This is a genomic window from Streptomyces prunicolor NBRC 13075 (assembly GCF_000367365.1).
In the GTDB taxonomy this organism is placed as follows: Bacteria; Actinomycetota; Actinomycetes; order Streptomycetales; family Streptomycetaceae; genus Streptomyces; species Streptomyces prunicolor.
Map to the genome: position 1 here is coordinate 23,457 of NZ_BARF01000015.1, position 13,051 is coordinate 36,507.

The 13,051-nt window shown below is 70.4% G+C and carries 11 protein-coding genes; all 11 read right to left on the bottom strand.

Annotated elements, in window-relative coordinates; all coding sequences use genetic code 11:
* Window positions 1-64: 64 nt before the first annotated feature.
* The 11 genes from SPR02S_RS07785 to SPR02S_RS07835 all read right to left on the bottom strand — a co-directional run bounded on the left by SPR02S_RS07785 (window position 65) and on the right by SPR02S_RS07835 (window position 13,022).
* Entirely contained in the window at window positions 65-1,261 is a 1,197-nt protein-coding gene (locus tag SPR02S_RS07785; RefSeq protein WP_019056382.1) for an SUKH-4 family immunity protein, read from the bottom strand.
* A 170-nt stretch (window positions 1,262-1,431) separates the two neighbouring features.
* A complete protein-coding gene (locus SPR02S_RS07790) occupies window positions 1,432-1,959 on the bottom strand; it encodes an AAA family ATPase (protein WP_026150328.1) in 528 nt (175 codons plus the stop codon).
* A 14-nt stretch (window positions 1,960-1,973) separates the two neighbouring features.
* Window positions 1,974-4,292: a xanthine dehydrogenase family protein molybdopterin-binding subunit gene (locus SPR02S_RS07795; protein ID WP_019056384.1), complete on the bottom strand. Its 2,319-nt coding sequence runs from the start codon at window positions 4,290-4,292 to the stop codon at window positions 1,974-1,976.
* Entirely contained in the window at window positions 4,289-5,932 is a 1,644-nt protein-coding gene (locus SPR02S_RS07800; protein ID WP_019056385.1) for a 2Fe-2S iron-sulfur cluster-binding protein, read from the bottom strand. The genes SPR02S_RS07795 and SPR02S_RS07800 overlap by 4 nt, the downstream gene beginning before the upstream one ends.
* Window positions 5,929-6,822 carry an FAD binding domain-containing protein gene (locus SPR02S_RS07805; RefSeq protein ID WP_019056386.1) on the bottom strand — a complete coding sequence of 298 codons (894 nt, stop codon included), beginning with the start codon at window positions 6,820-6,822 and terminating at the stop codon, window positions 5,929-5,931. The genes SPR02S_RS07800 and SPR02S_RS07805 overlap by 4 nt, the downstream gene beginning before the upstream one ends.
* A gap of 244 nt (window positions 6,823-7,066) precedes the next feature.
* Window positions 7,067-8,713: a beta-N-acetylhexosaminidase gene (locus SPR02S_RS07810; RefSeq protein ID WP_026150329.1), complete on the bottom strand. Its 1,647-nt coding sequence runs from the start codon at window positions 8,711-8,713 to the stop codon at window positions 7,067-7,069.
* A gap of 10 nt (window positions 8,714-8,723) precedes the next feature.
* On the bottom strand, window positions 8,724-9,587 hold the full coding sequence (locus SPR02S_RS07815; RefSeq protein WP_019056388.1) for a carbohydrate ABC transporter permease: 864 nt from the start codon (window positions 9,585-9,587) through the stop codon (window positions 8,724-8,726).
* Window positions 9,584-10,501 carry a carbohydrate ABC transporter permease gene (locus tag SPR02S_RS07820; RefSeq protein ID WP_245607523.1) on the bottom strand — a complete coding sequence of 306 codons (918 nt, stop codon included), beginning with the start codon at window positions 10,499-10,501 and terminating at the stop codon, window positions 9,584-9,586. The genes SPR02S_RS07815 and SPR02S_RS07820 overlap by 4 nt, the downstream gene beginning before the upstream one ends.
* A 42-nt stretch (window positions 10,502-10,543) precedes the next feature.
* Window positions 10,544-11,848 carry an extracellular solute-binding protein gene (locus SPR02S_RS07825; RefSeq protein ID WP_019056390.1) on the bottom strand — a complete coding sequence of 435 codons (1,305 nt, stop codon included), beginning with the start codon at window positions 11,846-11,848 and terminating at the stop codon, window positions 10,544-10,546.
* A 249-nt stretch (window positions 11,849-12,097) separates the two neighbouring features.
* A complete protein-coding gene (locus SPR02S_RS07830; protein ID WP_026150330.1) occupies window positions 12,098-12,388 on the bottom strand; it encodes a DUF3039 domain-containing protein in 291 nt (96 codons plus the stop codon).
* A 61-nt stretch (window positions 12,389-12,449) separates the two neighbouring features.
* Window positions 12,450-13,022, bottom strand: a complete 573-nt coding sequence (locus tag SPR02S_RS07835; protein WP_019056392.1) for a YqgE/AlgH family protein — start codon at window positions 13,020-13,022, stop codon at window positions 12,450-12,452.
* Between the last annotated feature and the right edge of the window lie 29 nt (window positions 13,023-13,051).

The window sequence follows — 13,051 nt, forward strand, 5'->3', positions numbered from 1 at the left end:
CAGGCGGACCGTAACGGCTCGGCCCACTCGGCGCGAACGAATTCCTCGGCCGCCCACGCGCGCGTCACAGCACCCCGCCCGCCTCGTCCCGGAACGCCTCCGTCCAGTAGTGCGGGTGGCGGCCGGACCCCTGGGTGTTCCGTCCCGTCGGGTCCACCGCCGCCAGCGTCTGGAGCATCGTCGTCGCCAACTGGTCGTACGCCTCTGCCGTCAGCTCGCCCGACAGGTCCGCGTCGATCGCCTTCTCGCGGTGGAGCAGCCACAGGGTGAAGGCGAGGGTCGAGACGTCCGTGTTGAGGGGAGCCAGTGTCGCTTCCGGCTCGCTCCAGGTCAGGACCTCGCCCGTCGCACCGTCCACCACCAGGCTGTTGTCCTCCAGGAGGTAGCCGAGGCGGATCAACTGGTCGGCGTGGGGCGGGAGTTCCTCGGCGGGCTCGTCCTCGTAGAACTCGGTGAGGGTGGGGAGCGGGACGTCCGTGTCCAGGTGGAAGAGGAACGCGTCCTCGGGCAGGCCCGTCTCGCGCAGGAAGCGGCGGGTCGGTTCGTGGGTGAGGGTGGCGGGGAAGTCGACCTCTTCGAAGCGCGCGACCGTGCCCTGACCGAACTCCTGGTCCAGCAGGCGGGCCGGGATGTCCAGCGTCAGGCCTGACGTCGTGCCCGGGCCGGCGACCAGCGCCAGCGGGCGGATCAGTGCCGCCGCCTTCCAGAACGGGGGCACCTCGCCGGCCGTCCCCGACTCGAACACCGCGAGGAGCTGGCGGGAGGCCTCCGCCGCCGTCTTCGTGCCGTGCCGGCCCTCGTAGGACGCGAACTGGCCGCGCAGGCCCGTCAGTTCGTCCGTCGTCGTCGTGAAGCGGGCCAGCGTCTCGATCGACGGGGCCAGCGGGCCGGTCTCCATCAGGTCAGGGCGGTCGTGGAAGAAGTACGTCGTCGCGATCTCACCCGTCTCGCCGTCCAGCAGGATCGACTCCGCCTCCGCGCCGCCGGGTCCCCGGAGCGCACCTATCACCAGCTGATCCCGGAGCTCCCGCGCCAATGGGCCGGGGTCGCCCAGCGAGTCCGCGACCGTCCGCAGGCCCTCCCTGCGCAGCTCCTCGAACGTCAACAGGCCGCTGTCACCCGGCAGTCCGGGTCCCGTCAGCCAGCGGCGCGTCGACGCGTGCGTGATGTACGGATCGAGGTCGTCCTCGGTCAAGGTGATCGTGGACGTGGTCGTCATCGTGGTCGTGGTCGCCGTAGAACCGGCGTAGGTCCTGCTCATTGTTCGTTCCCCCGTGCGTGAATCTTCCCCGTGTGCCACCGGTGTCCCGCTGTCTCCCCACTGCCCAAAACCCTACGCGGCACCACTGACAATCGCCCTGACCAGCGAAAACGCCTCACAGAGCGCGAGAGGACGCGAAACGTCCGAAACGTCCTCACCTCATCAGACGCTCAAACCACCCGCGAACGTTCCCGTCCCTCGACGATCGCGTCCACCGTCTCCCCCACCGTCAGCCCGGAGGTGTCCAGCCACAGGCCGATGCGCGGGGTCTCCGTCCGCAGGGCGCCGTCCAGCTCCTCGACCGTCCACGCGCCGTAGCCGTTCTTCGCCCGGCCGGCCTCCCGTGCCGTCACGGTCGCCGGGGTCGGTGCGAGGACGATCACGTGCAGGGGGCGGGTGCGGATCAGGTCGACGTATGCCGGCAACTCCGCGCCCAGCACCACGTCCTGGACGACCGCGGTGAACCCGGCCTCCGCGTACGCGTCCGCCGTCGCCGCCGACAGCCGGTACCGCAACCGGAGTTGGGACTCCCCCTCACCACCCGCACCGGGGACGTACTCCTCGCGCCCCGAGACGACCATCCGCCGGAAGACGTCACCCCGGACATGCGCCGCCCTCGGCAGCCTCTCCGCCAGCGCCTGCGCGACCGTGGACTTGCCCGCGGCCATCACGCCGGTGATGAGGACGACGCCCTCCAGCAACGTCCGTCCGCCTACTGGCCGTAGGGGCCGCTGTTCGTCACCACCGCCGCCTGCGGGCGGATCGGCAGCCGGTTCACCGGGCGGCCCGTCGCGGCGCGTACGGCGGACGCGATCGCCGCCGGGGAGGTGACCACGGGTACCGCGCTGACCGCCTTCGCCCCGAAGGGGGCGACCACGTCACGTTCCTCGACGAGTTTCACGATCTTGATGTCGGGGGTGTCCAGGGCGGTGGGCAGGGCGTAGCCGGTGAGGTCGGGGTGGCGGATCAACCCGCGCGCGGTGCGCAGGTTCTCGGTGAGTGCGATGCCGACGCCCTGGGTTACCCCGCCCTCGATGCGGGCGACCAGTTGGGTCGGGTTCAGGATGCGGCCGACGTCCTGGGCGAGGGCGAGTTCGACGACGCGGACCGAGCCCAGCTCGATGTCCACGTCGACGACCGCGCGGATCGCGCAGAAGGCGAGCCCTACGAAGGCGTCGCCCTGGCCCGCCTCGTCCAGGGGCTCGGTCGGGTGCGGGCGGCACTGGGCGGTGGCCCAGAGTTCCTTGCCGTCCAGGGCCTCGGTGACGGTCGTCGAGAGGACGCCGTCGTAGGAGGTGATCTTGCCGTCGGTGATCTGGAGCAGCTCGGTCGACATCCCGAACTTGTGCGCCAGGGGCTGGAGTAGCTGGGTGCGGACCATTTTCGCGGCGCGTTCGACCGCGCCGCCTGATACCCAGGTATGACGTCCGCGGCAACCAGGGCCTGCGGGGGGCTGATCGGTGTCTACGGGGGCGACGTGCACCTCGTCGATGCCGAGGGTCTCCTGGACGATCTGCCGGGCGAGCGTGGTGAAACCCTGGCCGGTCTCGACGGCCGCGCACAGCACGGTCGCGATGCCGTCGTGGACCTTCACGGTGGCCGTGGAGACCTCGTCGGCGCCCTCGGCACCGAGCATGTGCACCATGCCGAGGCCGTAGCCGACGCCCCGGCGCACCGCGCCCGGTTCGCCCGCGCCCTCGGGGCCGCCGGGCAGCAGCCACTCGTCCTCGGGGGTGTCCTTGGGGAGCTGCGGCAGCGGGAAGTCCCGTACGGCCTGCAGGAGTTCGGCGACCGGCGCCGGGCAGGTCACCGTCTGGCCGGTCGGGAGGACGTCACCGGTGGCCATGGCGTTGCGCAGGCGCAGCTCAGCCGGGTCCATGGCGAGCTTCTTGGCGAGCTTGTCCATCTGCGCCTCGTAGGCGGCGCAGACCTGCATGGCGCCCTCGCCCCGAACGTGTCCGGAGGGCGGGTTGTTGGTGCGGACGGCCCAGCCCTCGATGAAGGCGTTCGGGACGACGTACGGGCCGCAGGCGAAGGAGACCGCGGCGGCCAGGGCCTCCGAGGAGGTGTCGGCGTAGGCGCCCGCGTCGAGCAGCACCTGGGCCTCGACCTTGACCAGCCGGCCGTCCTCGTCGGCGTGGTGGCGGTAGCGCAGGAGCGTGGGGTGGCGGTGGGTGTGGCCGAGGAAGGACTCCTCGCGCGTGGCGGTGAGTTTGACCGGGCAGCCGGTCTTCAACGCGAGCAGTCCGAGCGGGAGTTGGAAGCCCTGGTCCTCGCGGTCGGCGGTGGCCCCGGGGACGCCGGTGACGACGACCTTCACGCGGTCGGAGTCCAGGCCGAAGCAGGCGGCGGCCGTGTCGCGGTCGTTGTGCGGGTCCGTGGAGGCGATGTACAGCTCGACGCCGCCGTCGGGGCGGGGCACGGCGAGACCGGCCTCGGCGCCGATGGGGGCGGGGTCCTGGCGGCCGATGCGGTACAGGCCCTCCACGACGATGTCGGCGACCGCGTCCGGGTCGCCGTGGCGCAGCGGGATGTGCCGGATCAGGTTGCCGTCGGGGTGCAGCGGCTCGGCCTCGAAGGCCTGCTCGGGGTCGGTCACCGGGTCGAGTACTTCGTACTCGACCATGATGGCGGCGGCGGCCATCCGCGCGGTGTCCGGGTGGTCGGCGGCGACCGCGGCGATGGGCTCCCCGTGGTGGCGTACGACCTCGGAGGCGAACACCGGGCGGTCGGCCGTGCCCCGGCCGTAACTGTCCCGGCCCGGCACGTCCTCGTGGGTGATGACGGCCCGTACGCCGGGCATGTCCCGCGCGTGGGACGTGTCGACGGACACGATGCGCGCGTGCGGGTGCGGTGAGCGCAGGACGGCCGCCCAGAGCAGGCCCTCGGCCCACAGGTCGGCCGCGTACGGGAAGGTGCCCTCGGTCTTCGCGCGGGCGTCGGCGGCCGGGAGCGAGGCGCCCAGGCCGTGGCCCGGATGCTCCGCGGCGGGCGCGGCCTCCGTGGTCGCGGTGGCGGCTTCGTTGCTCACGCCTGACCTCCGTCCTGGCCGTAGACCTGGTCCTGCGTGCGCGGGGACTCGAACGCCGACTGGTGGACGCCACCGCCCCCGGGACCCGCCTGGTGGGGAATACGCGCCTCGTCGCCGTCCGACTCAGGTTCGGCGGCAGCGGCGTGCGCCTCACGCTCGGCGACGACTTCCTGTACGGCGTCCAGGACACCCCGGTAGCCGGAGCAGCGGCACAGGTTGCCGCACAGGGCCTGGCGTGCCTCCAGTTCGGTGGGCGCGGGGTTGCCCTCCAGGAGGTCGTGCACGGTCATCGCCATGCCGGGCACGCAGAAACCGCACTGCACGGCACCGCACTTGGCGAGCGCCCGCTGCACGTCCGAGGGCTGCCCCTCGACGGCGAGACCCTCGACCGTACGGACCTCGGAGCCGGCGGCGGTGACGGCGGGCACCAGGCAGGAGGCGACGAGCCGTCCGTCGACCTGGACGTTGCAGGCTCCGCACTCGCCCTGCGAGCAGCCGTCCTTGGCGCCCGCGAGGCCGAGGCGTTCGCGCAGCACGTAGAGCAGCGACTCGCCGATCCAGGCGTCGGTGACGGGCCGGTCGGCGCCGTTGACGCGCAACACGTAGGAGGCGAGCGGGTGTTCCTCGCCGGGGATCTTCGGGGCCGGTTCGGCGGCCTCGTCCGGCGCGTCGGGTTCGGCGGCCGTCACGGGCGCCTCAGCGGCCTCCGGGGCGTCGTCGGCACCCTCGACCGCATCGACCGCCGCGGACGTCTCAGCGGGCCCCTCGGCGCCCTCCGCGGGCCCTTCGCCGTCGTCGCCCGCCGCGCCGCTCCCATGAGCCGACTGTGCGTCGTCCACGGCGAGTTCGGCTGCGGTGTCGTCGTGGCGGTCGGCGCGCGCGTCGCCGTAGGGGTCGCCCGGGGCTTCGGAACGGGTGTGCGCGTACGGGTCGCCGGGTTCGCCGTACGGCTGCCGGGTCGCTTCGGCGGGCGGCCGGGTGGCGGCCTGCGCCGACACCTCGCCGGTCGCGCCCGTCCCGGACCGGTCGGCAGGGTGTTCCATGCCGTGCCCGTCCGTGCGGGTCCCGGGCCGCTCCGCGACATCCGCGCCGGACGCCTGCTGTGCCCAGTTCTGGCCCGCGCCGTCCGTCGCCCAGGGCGCGGGCGCGCCGCCGGGCAGGGTGGCCGGAGGGGTGCCGCCCCACTGCTCGACCAGGGCCGAGGTGGTGAACTCGCCCGATTCGTCCGGGAGATCGCCGCCGGCGACGGGGATCGACCACTCCCCGGTCACGTCACGACCTGAAGCGCCGCCCCCGTCCGGGGCGTTGGTGTCCTGGAAGGTCCACTGACCGGTTCCCCCGGGGCGGTACGAGAACTGGTCGCCCCCGGCCGTCCCCTGGTGCGGTACGGCGTTCGGGTCGGGCCACTGGACGCCCTCGGCGGGCACCGCCCAGGACCCCGTCGACGACGGGTCGGCGTCCGGGGCGGCCTCTATGGACGGCGGCACATAGCCGTGCCCCGGGGCGGCCAGGAGGGCGTCGATGCCCCCTTCGGGGAGTTTCACGAAGGCCGTGGCGCCGTCGTCGTAGTCGCCCTGGGGCAGCGGGTCCCAGCGTCCGCCGCCCTGAGGGGTGCCCTCTCCGTGCTGGTCGTCGGTCACGACAGCGCCCTCCCGAGTGCTCGTCGGGCCAGAGCGGCGACGGTGCGCCGCAGGTGCAGTACCGCGGGCGGAAGCTGTTCCACGGAGCCGTCCTCGGCCGGTACCGGGTCGGGGATGCAGGCCGCGGCGACGTACTCCCCGAAGGCGCTCAGCGCCTCGGGGACGATCGTGCGGCTGTTGTCCCAGTCGATCAGCCGGGCCACCCACTGCTCGGCGTCCAGCGGTCTCAGCGGCATCGGCGCTATGGCTCCGACGGCGCACCTGACCCCGCGCCGGGCGGGGTCGAGGACGACCGCGACGGACGCGACCGAGCGCCCGGGTCCTGTCCTGCCGGTGGCCTTCAGGAAGACCTGCGGGGCGTGCAGCAGCGGCACGCGCACGAAGCCGATGAGTTCGCCGCCGCGCAGCATCTCCACGCCGGCCAGCAGGTGCGACACCGGGATCTCCCGGCGGGCTCCGTCCTGGCCCGCGATGATCAGCGTCGCCTCCAGGGCGGCCAGTACGGGCAGCGCGTCACCGGTGGGCGCGGCCGAGGCGATGTTGCCGCCCAGGGTGCCCGCGTTGCGGATCTGCGGCGGGCCCGCGGCACGCGCGGAGGCGGCGAGCGCCGGGATGAGGGCGGCGAAGTCCGGGCGGCCCATCCGGGCGTGCGTGAGGCCCGCGCCGAGCAGCGCGTGCCCGTCCTGGTACTGCCACCCGCGGATCTCGCTGATCCGCCCGAGACCGACCAGCGCGCTGGGCCTGAGCTGCCCCGAGTTGACGGCCGCCATGAGGTCGGTGCCGCCGGCCACGGGAACGGCCGTGGGCAGGGCCGTGAGCGCCGCCACGGCCTCGTCCAGCGTTGTGGGCAGCGTGACGGACTGCCCCGCCTGCGGTGCGTGCGTGGTCAAACCGGCTGCCCCTTCCCGCTGCCCCACCTGGTCCCACCTGTTGCTGCCGTACGGTACGTGCTGACAGGGCGGACGTGGCAACTCTGGCACATCTTCGCAAGACCCGAGCGCGGGGGTCCGCTAGGAGGCATTCGCCCGTCTCATCAGGGAGATGGTCCGTTTTCGTACGGCATCACCGGTACGCGCAAATTGCCACTCATCGGGGACTCTTGGGGGCTTTTCCCCTTACGGGTTCCGCGCGTTCTCACGCCTGCGGGGGCGGGCCGTCCAAGGGTCGGCCGAGCACTCCGGGACGACGTTGCCACGGCAGTGGTCCGGTGGGCGGACGGTAGGCGACACCCAGGGCGTCGAGGCGCGCGTAATGGGCGGTCATCCGGCGCTCGAAGTCGGCGAAGTCCCGTTCCCCGGGCGCCGGAAGAGCGCTCCAGGCGACCTCGGCGAACGCCGCGAGCCGGGGGAACGTCTGGTAGTCCACGCGTGCGTGATCCTCCATCACCTCGGTCCACACGTTGGCCTGCGTGCCCAGCACATGACGGGCCTCGGCCTCGCTGAGCTGCTCCGGAACCGGCTCGAAGCGGTAGACGTCCTCCAGGGTGCGCACATGGGCGATCGGCACCGGCTCGTCCTCGCCCGGGGCCTGCCGCCAGTCCAAGTACACATACTGCTCAGGGCACATGACGACGTCGTGCCCCGCGCGGGCGGCGGTGATCCCGCCCTCATATCCACGCCAGGACGACACGACCGCCCCGTCCGCGAGCCCGCCCTCCAGGATCTCGTCCCACCCGACGAGCCTTCTCCCGCGCGCGGAGAGCCACTTGTCGAAGTGTCCGATGAACCAGGACTGCAACTCGTCCTCGTCCGCGAGCCCGAGTTCCGCGATGCGTGCCTGTGCGGTCGGCGACTGCTTCCACTGGTCCTTGAGGCATTCGTCACCGCCGACGTGAATGAACTCCGAGGGGAACAGCTCCAGGAGTTCCTCGAACACCCCCTCGTAGAAGCGCAGGGTGTTGTCAGTGGGGGCGAGTACGTTCGGGTTGATGCCCCAGGTGTCCCAGACAGGAAGGGAGTTGCCCCCCTTGATCGATGCAGTGATGACGTCGGTGTTGCCTAGTTCCGGATACGCGGCGATGGCTGCCTGCGAGTGTCCCGGTACGTCGATTTCGGGGACGACGGTGATATGCCGCTCGGCCGCGTAGGCGACGATCTCGCGGATGTCGTCCTGCGTGTAGTAGCCGCCGTGGGGCTTGTCGTCCCACAGCGGTGAGGCACGGTGGCCGAATTTCGTACGGGCCCGCCAGGAGCCGATCTCGGTCAGCTTCGGGTAGCGGTTGATCTGTACGCGCCAGCCCTGGTCGTCCGTCAAGTGGAAGTGGAAGACGTTGAGTTTGTGCGCCGCCATGAGATCCAGGTAGCGCAGGACGCCTTCCTTGGGCATGAAGTGCCGGGCCACGTCGAGCATGAGGCCGCGCCAGCCGAAGCGGGGGGCGTCGTGGATGGTCTGGTGCGGCACGCCGTAGGTCATGTCGGGGCGGACGGGAGCGCGCCGGAAGGCGGCGGGGCCGAGGAGTTGACGCAGCGTCTGGGCGCCCCAGAACACGCCGGCCGGGCTGCCGCCCGTGATCACGACACCCCAGGTGGCGACCACCTCCAGGCGGTACGCCTCCGGTGCCAGGGTGTCGTCGAGGCGCAGCGCGACCGTGTTGCGGGCGCCCTCCTCGCCCGGCGGCAGCGGCAGTCCGAGGGCGGCGCCGAGCGTGGACCGCAGCCAGCGTTGCGTGCCCTCGGTGCCGGGCTCGCCCCACAAGCCGGTGTCCGTCTCGAACGGGAAACCGCAGCGGCCGGGGTCGGTGACGGCGGTGGGCGCCGGAATCAGTTCCGTCTCTGAAGTCACGTCGGTCACGTCAGTCCTTAACCGCTCCGCCCAGCCCCGAGACCAGACGTCGCTGTACGAGTACGAAGAACACCAGCACCGGAATCGTCATCACCGTGGAGGCCGCCATGACCCCGCCCCAGTCAGGATCGTCCGGCTTGTAGAAGACAAGGAGGGCCATCGGCAGGGTCGACTGGGAAGTGTCGCTGATGATGAAGGACTTGGCGAAGAGGAAGTCGTTCCAGGCCGAGATGAAGGAAAACACGCTCGTGGCGACCAACCCCGGGAAGACGAGCGGGAAAAGGATCTGCCACAGGAATCGCGACCGGCTCGCCCCGTCGATGTACGCGGCCTCCTCCAGCGCGTCCGGTACGGCTTTCACGAACCCCCGCAGCATCCAGATCGCGAACGGCAGCGAGAACGCGATCTGAGGCAGGATCAGCGACCCCAGCGTGTTCAGCAGCCCGAGCCCCCGCATGGTGAAGAACAGCGGGATCGTCAGTGCTTCCACGGGCACCATCTGGGCCACCAGGAACATGATCAGGAGGGTGGTCCGGAAGCGGAACCGGAATCGCGTCACCGCCGTCGCGGCGAGAAAGGCGATCAGCGCCGAGACGATGACCACCGAGCCCGCCACGACAAGGCTGTTGACGAAGTAACGGCCGAATTCCTGCTGCCCGAACACCCGCCGGAACGAGTCGAGAGAGGGCGCGAGCGTCCACGGCCGAGGCTCGCTCGACTCGATCTCCCCGGCCGGTTTGAAGGCGCTGAGCACCATCCAATAGAGGGGGAAGGCGACGACGACCGCGATCAGCAGCGCGGAGGCCTCGGCAGCGAGCCGCCAGGGCCGCCGGGGCCGTCGTACAAAGCCGCCAAGACCGCGAAGCAGACTCACAGCTCCTCCCCCTGCCTGCGCAGCAGGCGCAGATAGACCAGCGTGACGGCGAGCAGCATCAGCAGCATGACGACACCGATCGCCGAGCCGAGGCTGTACTTCGAGGACGCGAACGCCTGTTGGTAGGCGTACACGTTCAGGACGAGGTTCTGGCCCGCGATGCCGCCGCCGTTGGTCATGACGTAGATCTGGGTGAAGACCTTGAAGTCCCAGATGACGGACTGAATGGTCACGACGGTCAGGATCGGCCGCAGCATCGGCGTCAACACGGACCGCCAGATCCGCCACTGCGAGGCCCCGTCCAGCGCGGCGGCCTCCAGCACCTCGGAGGGCACGGCACGGATCCCGGCGTAGACCGTCACCATCACGAACGGGAAGGAACACCACACCACTTCGAGCAGCACGAGGAAGAACGCGCTCAGCCGCCCGTACGTCCAGGAGTGATCCCCGAGCCCGAGAATCCGGTTCACCGGCCCGAAGTCCGGATCGAACAACAACAACCAGACGGTCGACCCGGTGACGGCAGGCGTGGCCCAGGCCCCCAACGCGGCCAACATCAGGACGAGTCGGGGCAGCGCCCGCACCCGGGTGAGCAGCACGGCCAGCGCACACCCGACGGCGAGCGTCGAGACGACACAGGCGCCCGCGAACAACACGGTCGACAGCAGCACCTGCCAGAACTGGCTGTCGGAGAACAACTCCGAGTAGTTCCCGAACCCCTTGAAGGTCGTCGGTTCCCCACCACTGACCTGCGCCTGCGTGTACTGGAAGAACGAGATCAACCCAAGCTGATAGATGGGGTAGACGAGCAACCCACCAAGGACGACAAGAGCCGGGGCAAGATACAACCAAGGCGCACCCCCATCTCCCAAGGGGCGCGGGGAACTGCGCGACCAGCCACGACGGCCCCGCACCCGCCCACGATCCGCAACAACCGAGCTATTAGGCGCCACCGGTCAACCCGCGGAGCTAAACGCGGAGTTCATCTTCTTCGCCGCGTCCCCAGAAGCCGCAGCCACACTCTTCTTCCCGCTGATGACCTCCTGCAGCATCGTCGGCAGCACCAGCGAAGAATCGATCTCCGACCAACCGGGCGACGCAGGCACGAACTTCGTCCCCGCAGCCAAGGTCTGAACGAACGGCTTCTCGAACGGCACCTTCGCCGCAGCCGCACCCCGCACATCGGTGAACGTGGGCAGGAACCCCATCGCGTCGAACATGGACGCCTGCGTCGCCTTCGAGGTGAGTTGCTCCATGAGGTCGACCGCGAGCGTGCGGTGCGACGTGCTCTTCAGGACACCGATGTTGTTGCCCCCGGCGAACGCGGGAGCGACCGACCCGGACGCGACCCCCGGCAAGGGTACGACCGCGTACTTGCCCTTGACCTTGCCCGCCTCGACAGCCGTGTGGCTGAAGTCGCCCCCGATCGCCATCCCCGCCTTGCCGGCGGCGAACGCGGTGATCGTGTCGTTGCCGCCCATCACCGCGCACTTGGCGGCGGGACAGTTGTCGCTCGTGAAGAGCGAGGTGTAGGCCTTGATGCCCTTCTGCGCGGCGGCACTGTCGATCGCGGAGGTGTACGAGCCCCCCGAGCCCCCCTTGGCGGTGGCGAGTTCACCACCGTTGGCCCACACGAAGGGCATCGCGCCGTACGTGTAGGCGCCGCCGACGACAAGACCGTAGAGGTCGGACTTCGCCTTGTGGATCTTCCGGGCGGTGGCTGCCAACTCGGCCATGGACTTGGGGGGTTGGAGGCCGAGGTCCTTGAAGACGTCGGTGCGGTAGTACAGGGCGCGGACGCCGACGTAGAACGGGGAGCCGTACGTCTTGCCGTCGACCGTGACGGACTGCTTCGCGGTCGGGTCGGTGTCCTTGGCCTCACTCCACGCGCCGAACTCCTTGGTGACGTCGAGGAGTCCGCCGTCCTTCACATAGCCGGCCGTGTCGGTGTTGCCGTACTCCATGACGTCGGGCGCGGACTTCGGGTCGTTGAAGGCGGCCTTGACGCGCTGGGCGCGGGTGTCGATCGGGATGTACTCGACGTCCACCTTGGTGCCCTTGTGGGCCTTCTCGAAGGCGGTGACCACGGAGTCGACGACCTTCGCCTTCGGGTCGTTGCCGACCTCCTGGAAGAGCCACACCCTCAGGGTGCCGCTCTTGTCGTCCTTGTCGGAGGACGAGTTGTCGGAGGTCTGGGGCGCGCAGCCGGCGGCGACAGCGGCGGCCGCCAGGAGTACGGCGAATCTGGGGGCGAGCTTCATGGAGCGTTCCTCCGGGAATCCGGGCGTGCGTTGCAACATATGCAATGGGCGTTTCGCTCTGCACAACACCACGGAGATTAAGGAGTAGATGAACGCGGCCACAAGAGGTCTCAACCACTTCGTGACACGCGAAAGCCCGCCGAAAAGCCGTCGAAACATGCAAAAGGCCCTCGGGGCGCGCCGAAGCGCGCCCCGAGGGCCTTACGAAGTCAGACCGGCGATCCTTGGGAAGTCAGACCGCCCGAACGGCTACTTGTCGCCGCCGCCCTTGCCCTTGTCCCCGTCGCCACCCGAGCCCATGGACTCGTAGATCTCCTTGCACATGGGACACACCGGGTACTTCTTCGGGTCGCGGCCAGGCACCCAGACCTTCCCGCACAACGCCACCACGGGAGTGCCGTCGAGGGCGCTCGCCATGATCTTGTCCTTCTGGACGTAATGGGCGAAGCGCTCATGGTCCCCGTCGCCGTGCGACACCTGGGGCGTCGGCTCTACGAGGGTCCCCGTACCAGTCCCGCGCTCGGGCTCAAGAGTGCTCATAGTGCCAAGGGTACTGAAGCCCACCGGCATCAGTTCCGCGAAGGGTCGTTCAGTACGGGGATCAGTTCAGCGAGGGGTCGTCCGGATACGTCGCCACCATCGCCAGCTCGCTGCGCTGGCGGCGCAGCACCTCGCGCCAGAGTCTCTCCGGCGACGGCGAGGACACGTCACCGGGCTCCGACTCGACGACGTACCAGGCGCCCTCGACCAGTTCGTCCTCCAGTTGCCCGGGCCCCCAGCCCGCGTACCCGGCGAAGATCCGCAGCGAGCCGAGCGCCGAGGCGAGCAGCTCCGGCGGGGCCTCCAGGTCGACGAGTCCGATCGCGCCGTGCACGCGCCGCCAGCCGAGCGGGGCGCGCTCGCCGGCCGCGCCGCCCGGGATGACGGCGACACCGAGGGCCGAGTCCAACTGCACCGGCCCGCCCTGGAAGACGACGCCCGGTTCACCGGCGAGATCCGCCCAGCCCTCCAGGATGTCGCCGACGTCCACCGGGGTCGGCCGGTTGAGGACGACACCGAGGGAGCCCTCCTCGTCGTGGTCGAGAAGGAGCACCACCGCGCGGTCGAAGTTCGGGTCCGCCAGGGCGGGTGTTGCCACGAGCAACCGCCCTGTGAGCGAGGACACCTCGGTCATGCCTGACATGATCCCGCATCTTCCCCGTG

Bases quoted from the DNA above. Each gene is read 5' to 3' on its own strand.
- SPR02S_RS07785 (WP_019056382.1), bottom strand. From the start codon at position 1,261: ATGAGCAGGACCTACGCCGGTTCTACGGCGACCACGACCACGATGACG.
- SPR02S_RS07825 (WP_019056390.1), bottom strand. From the start codon at position 11,848: ATGAAGCTCGCCCCCAGATTCGCCGTACTCCTGGCGGCCGCCGCTGTC.
- SPR02S_RS07830 (WP_026150330.1), bottom strand. From the start codon at position 12,388: ATGAGCACTCTTGAGCCCGAGCGCGGGACTGGTACGGGGACCCTCGTA.
- SPR02S_RS07835 (WP_019056392.1), bottom strand. From the start codon at position 13,022: ATGACCGAGGTGTCCTCGCTCACAGGGCGGTTGCTCGTGGCAACACCC.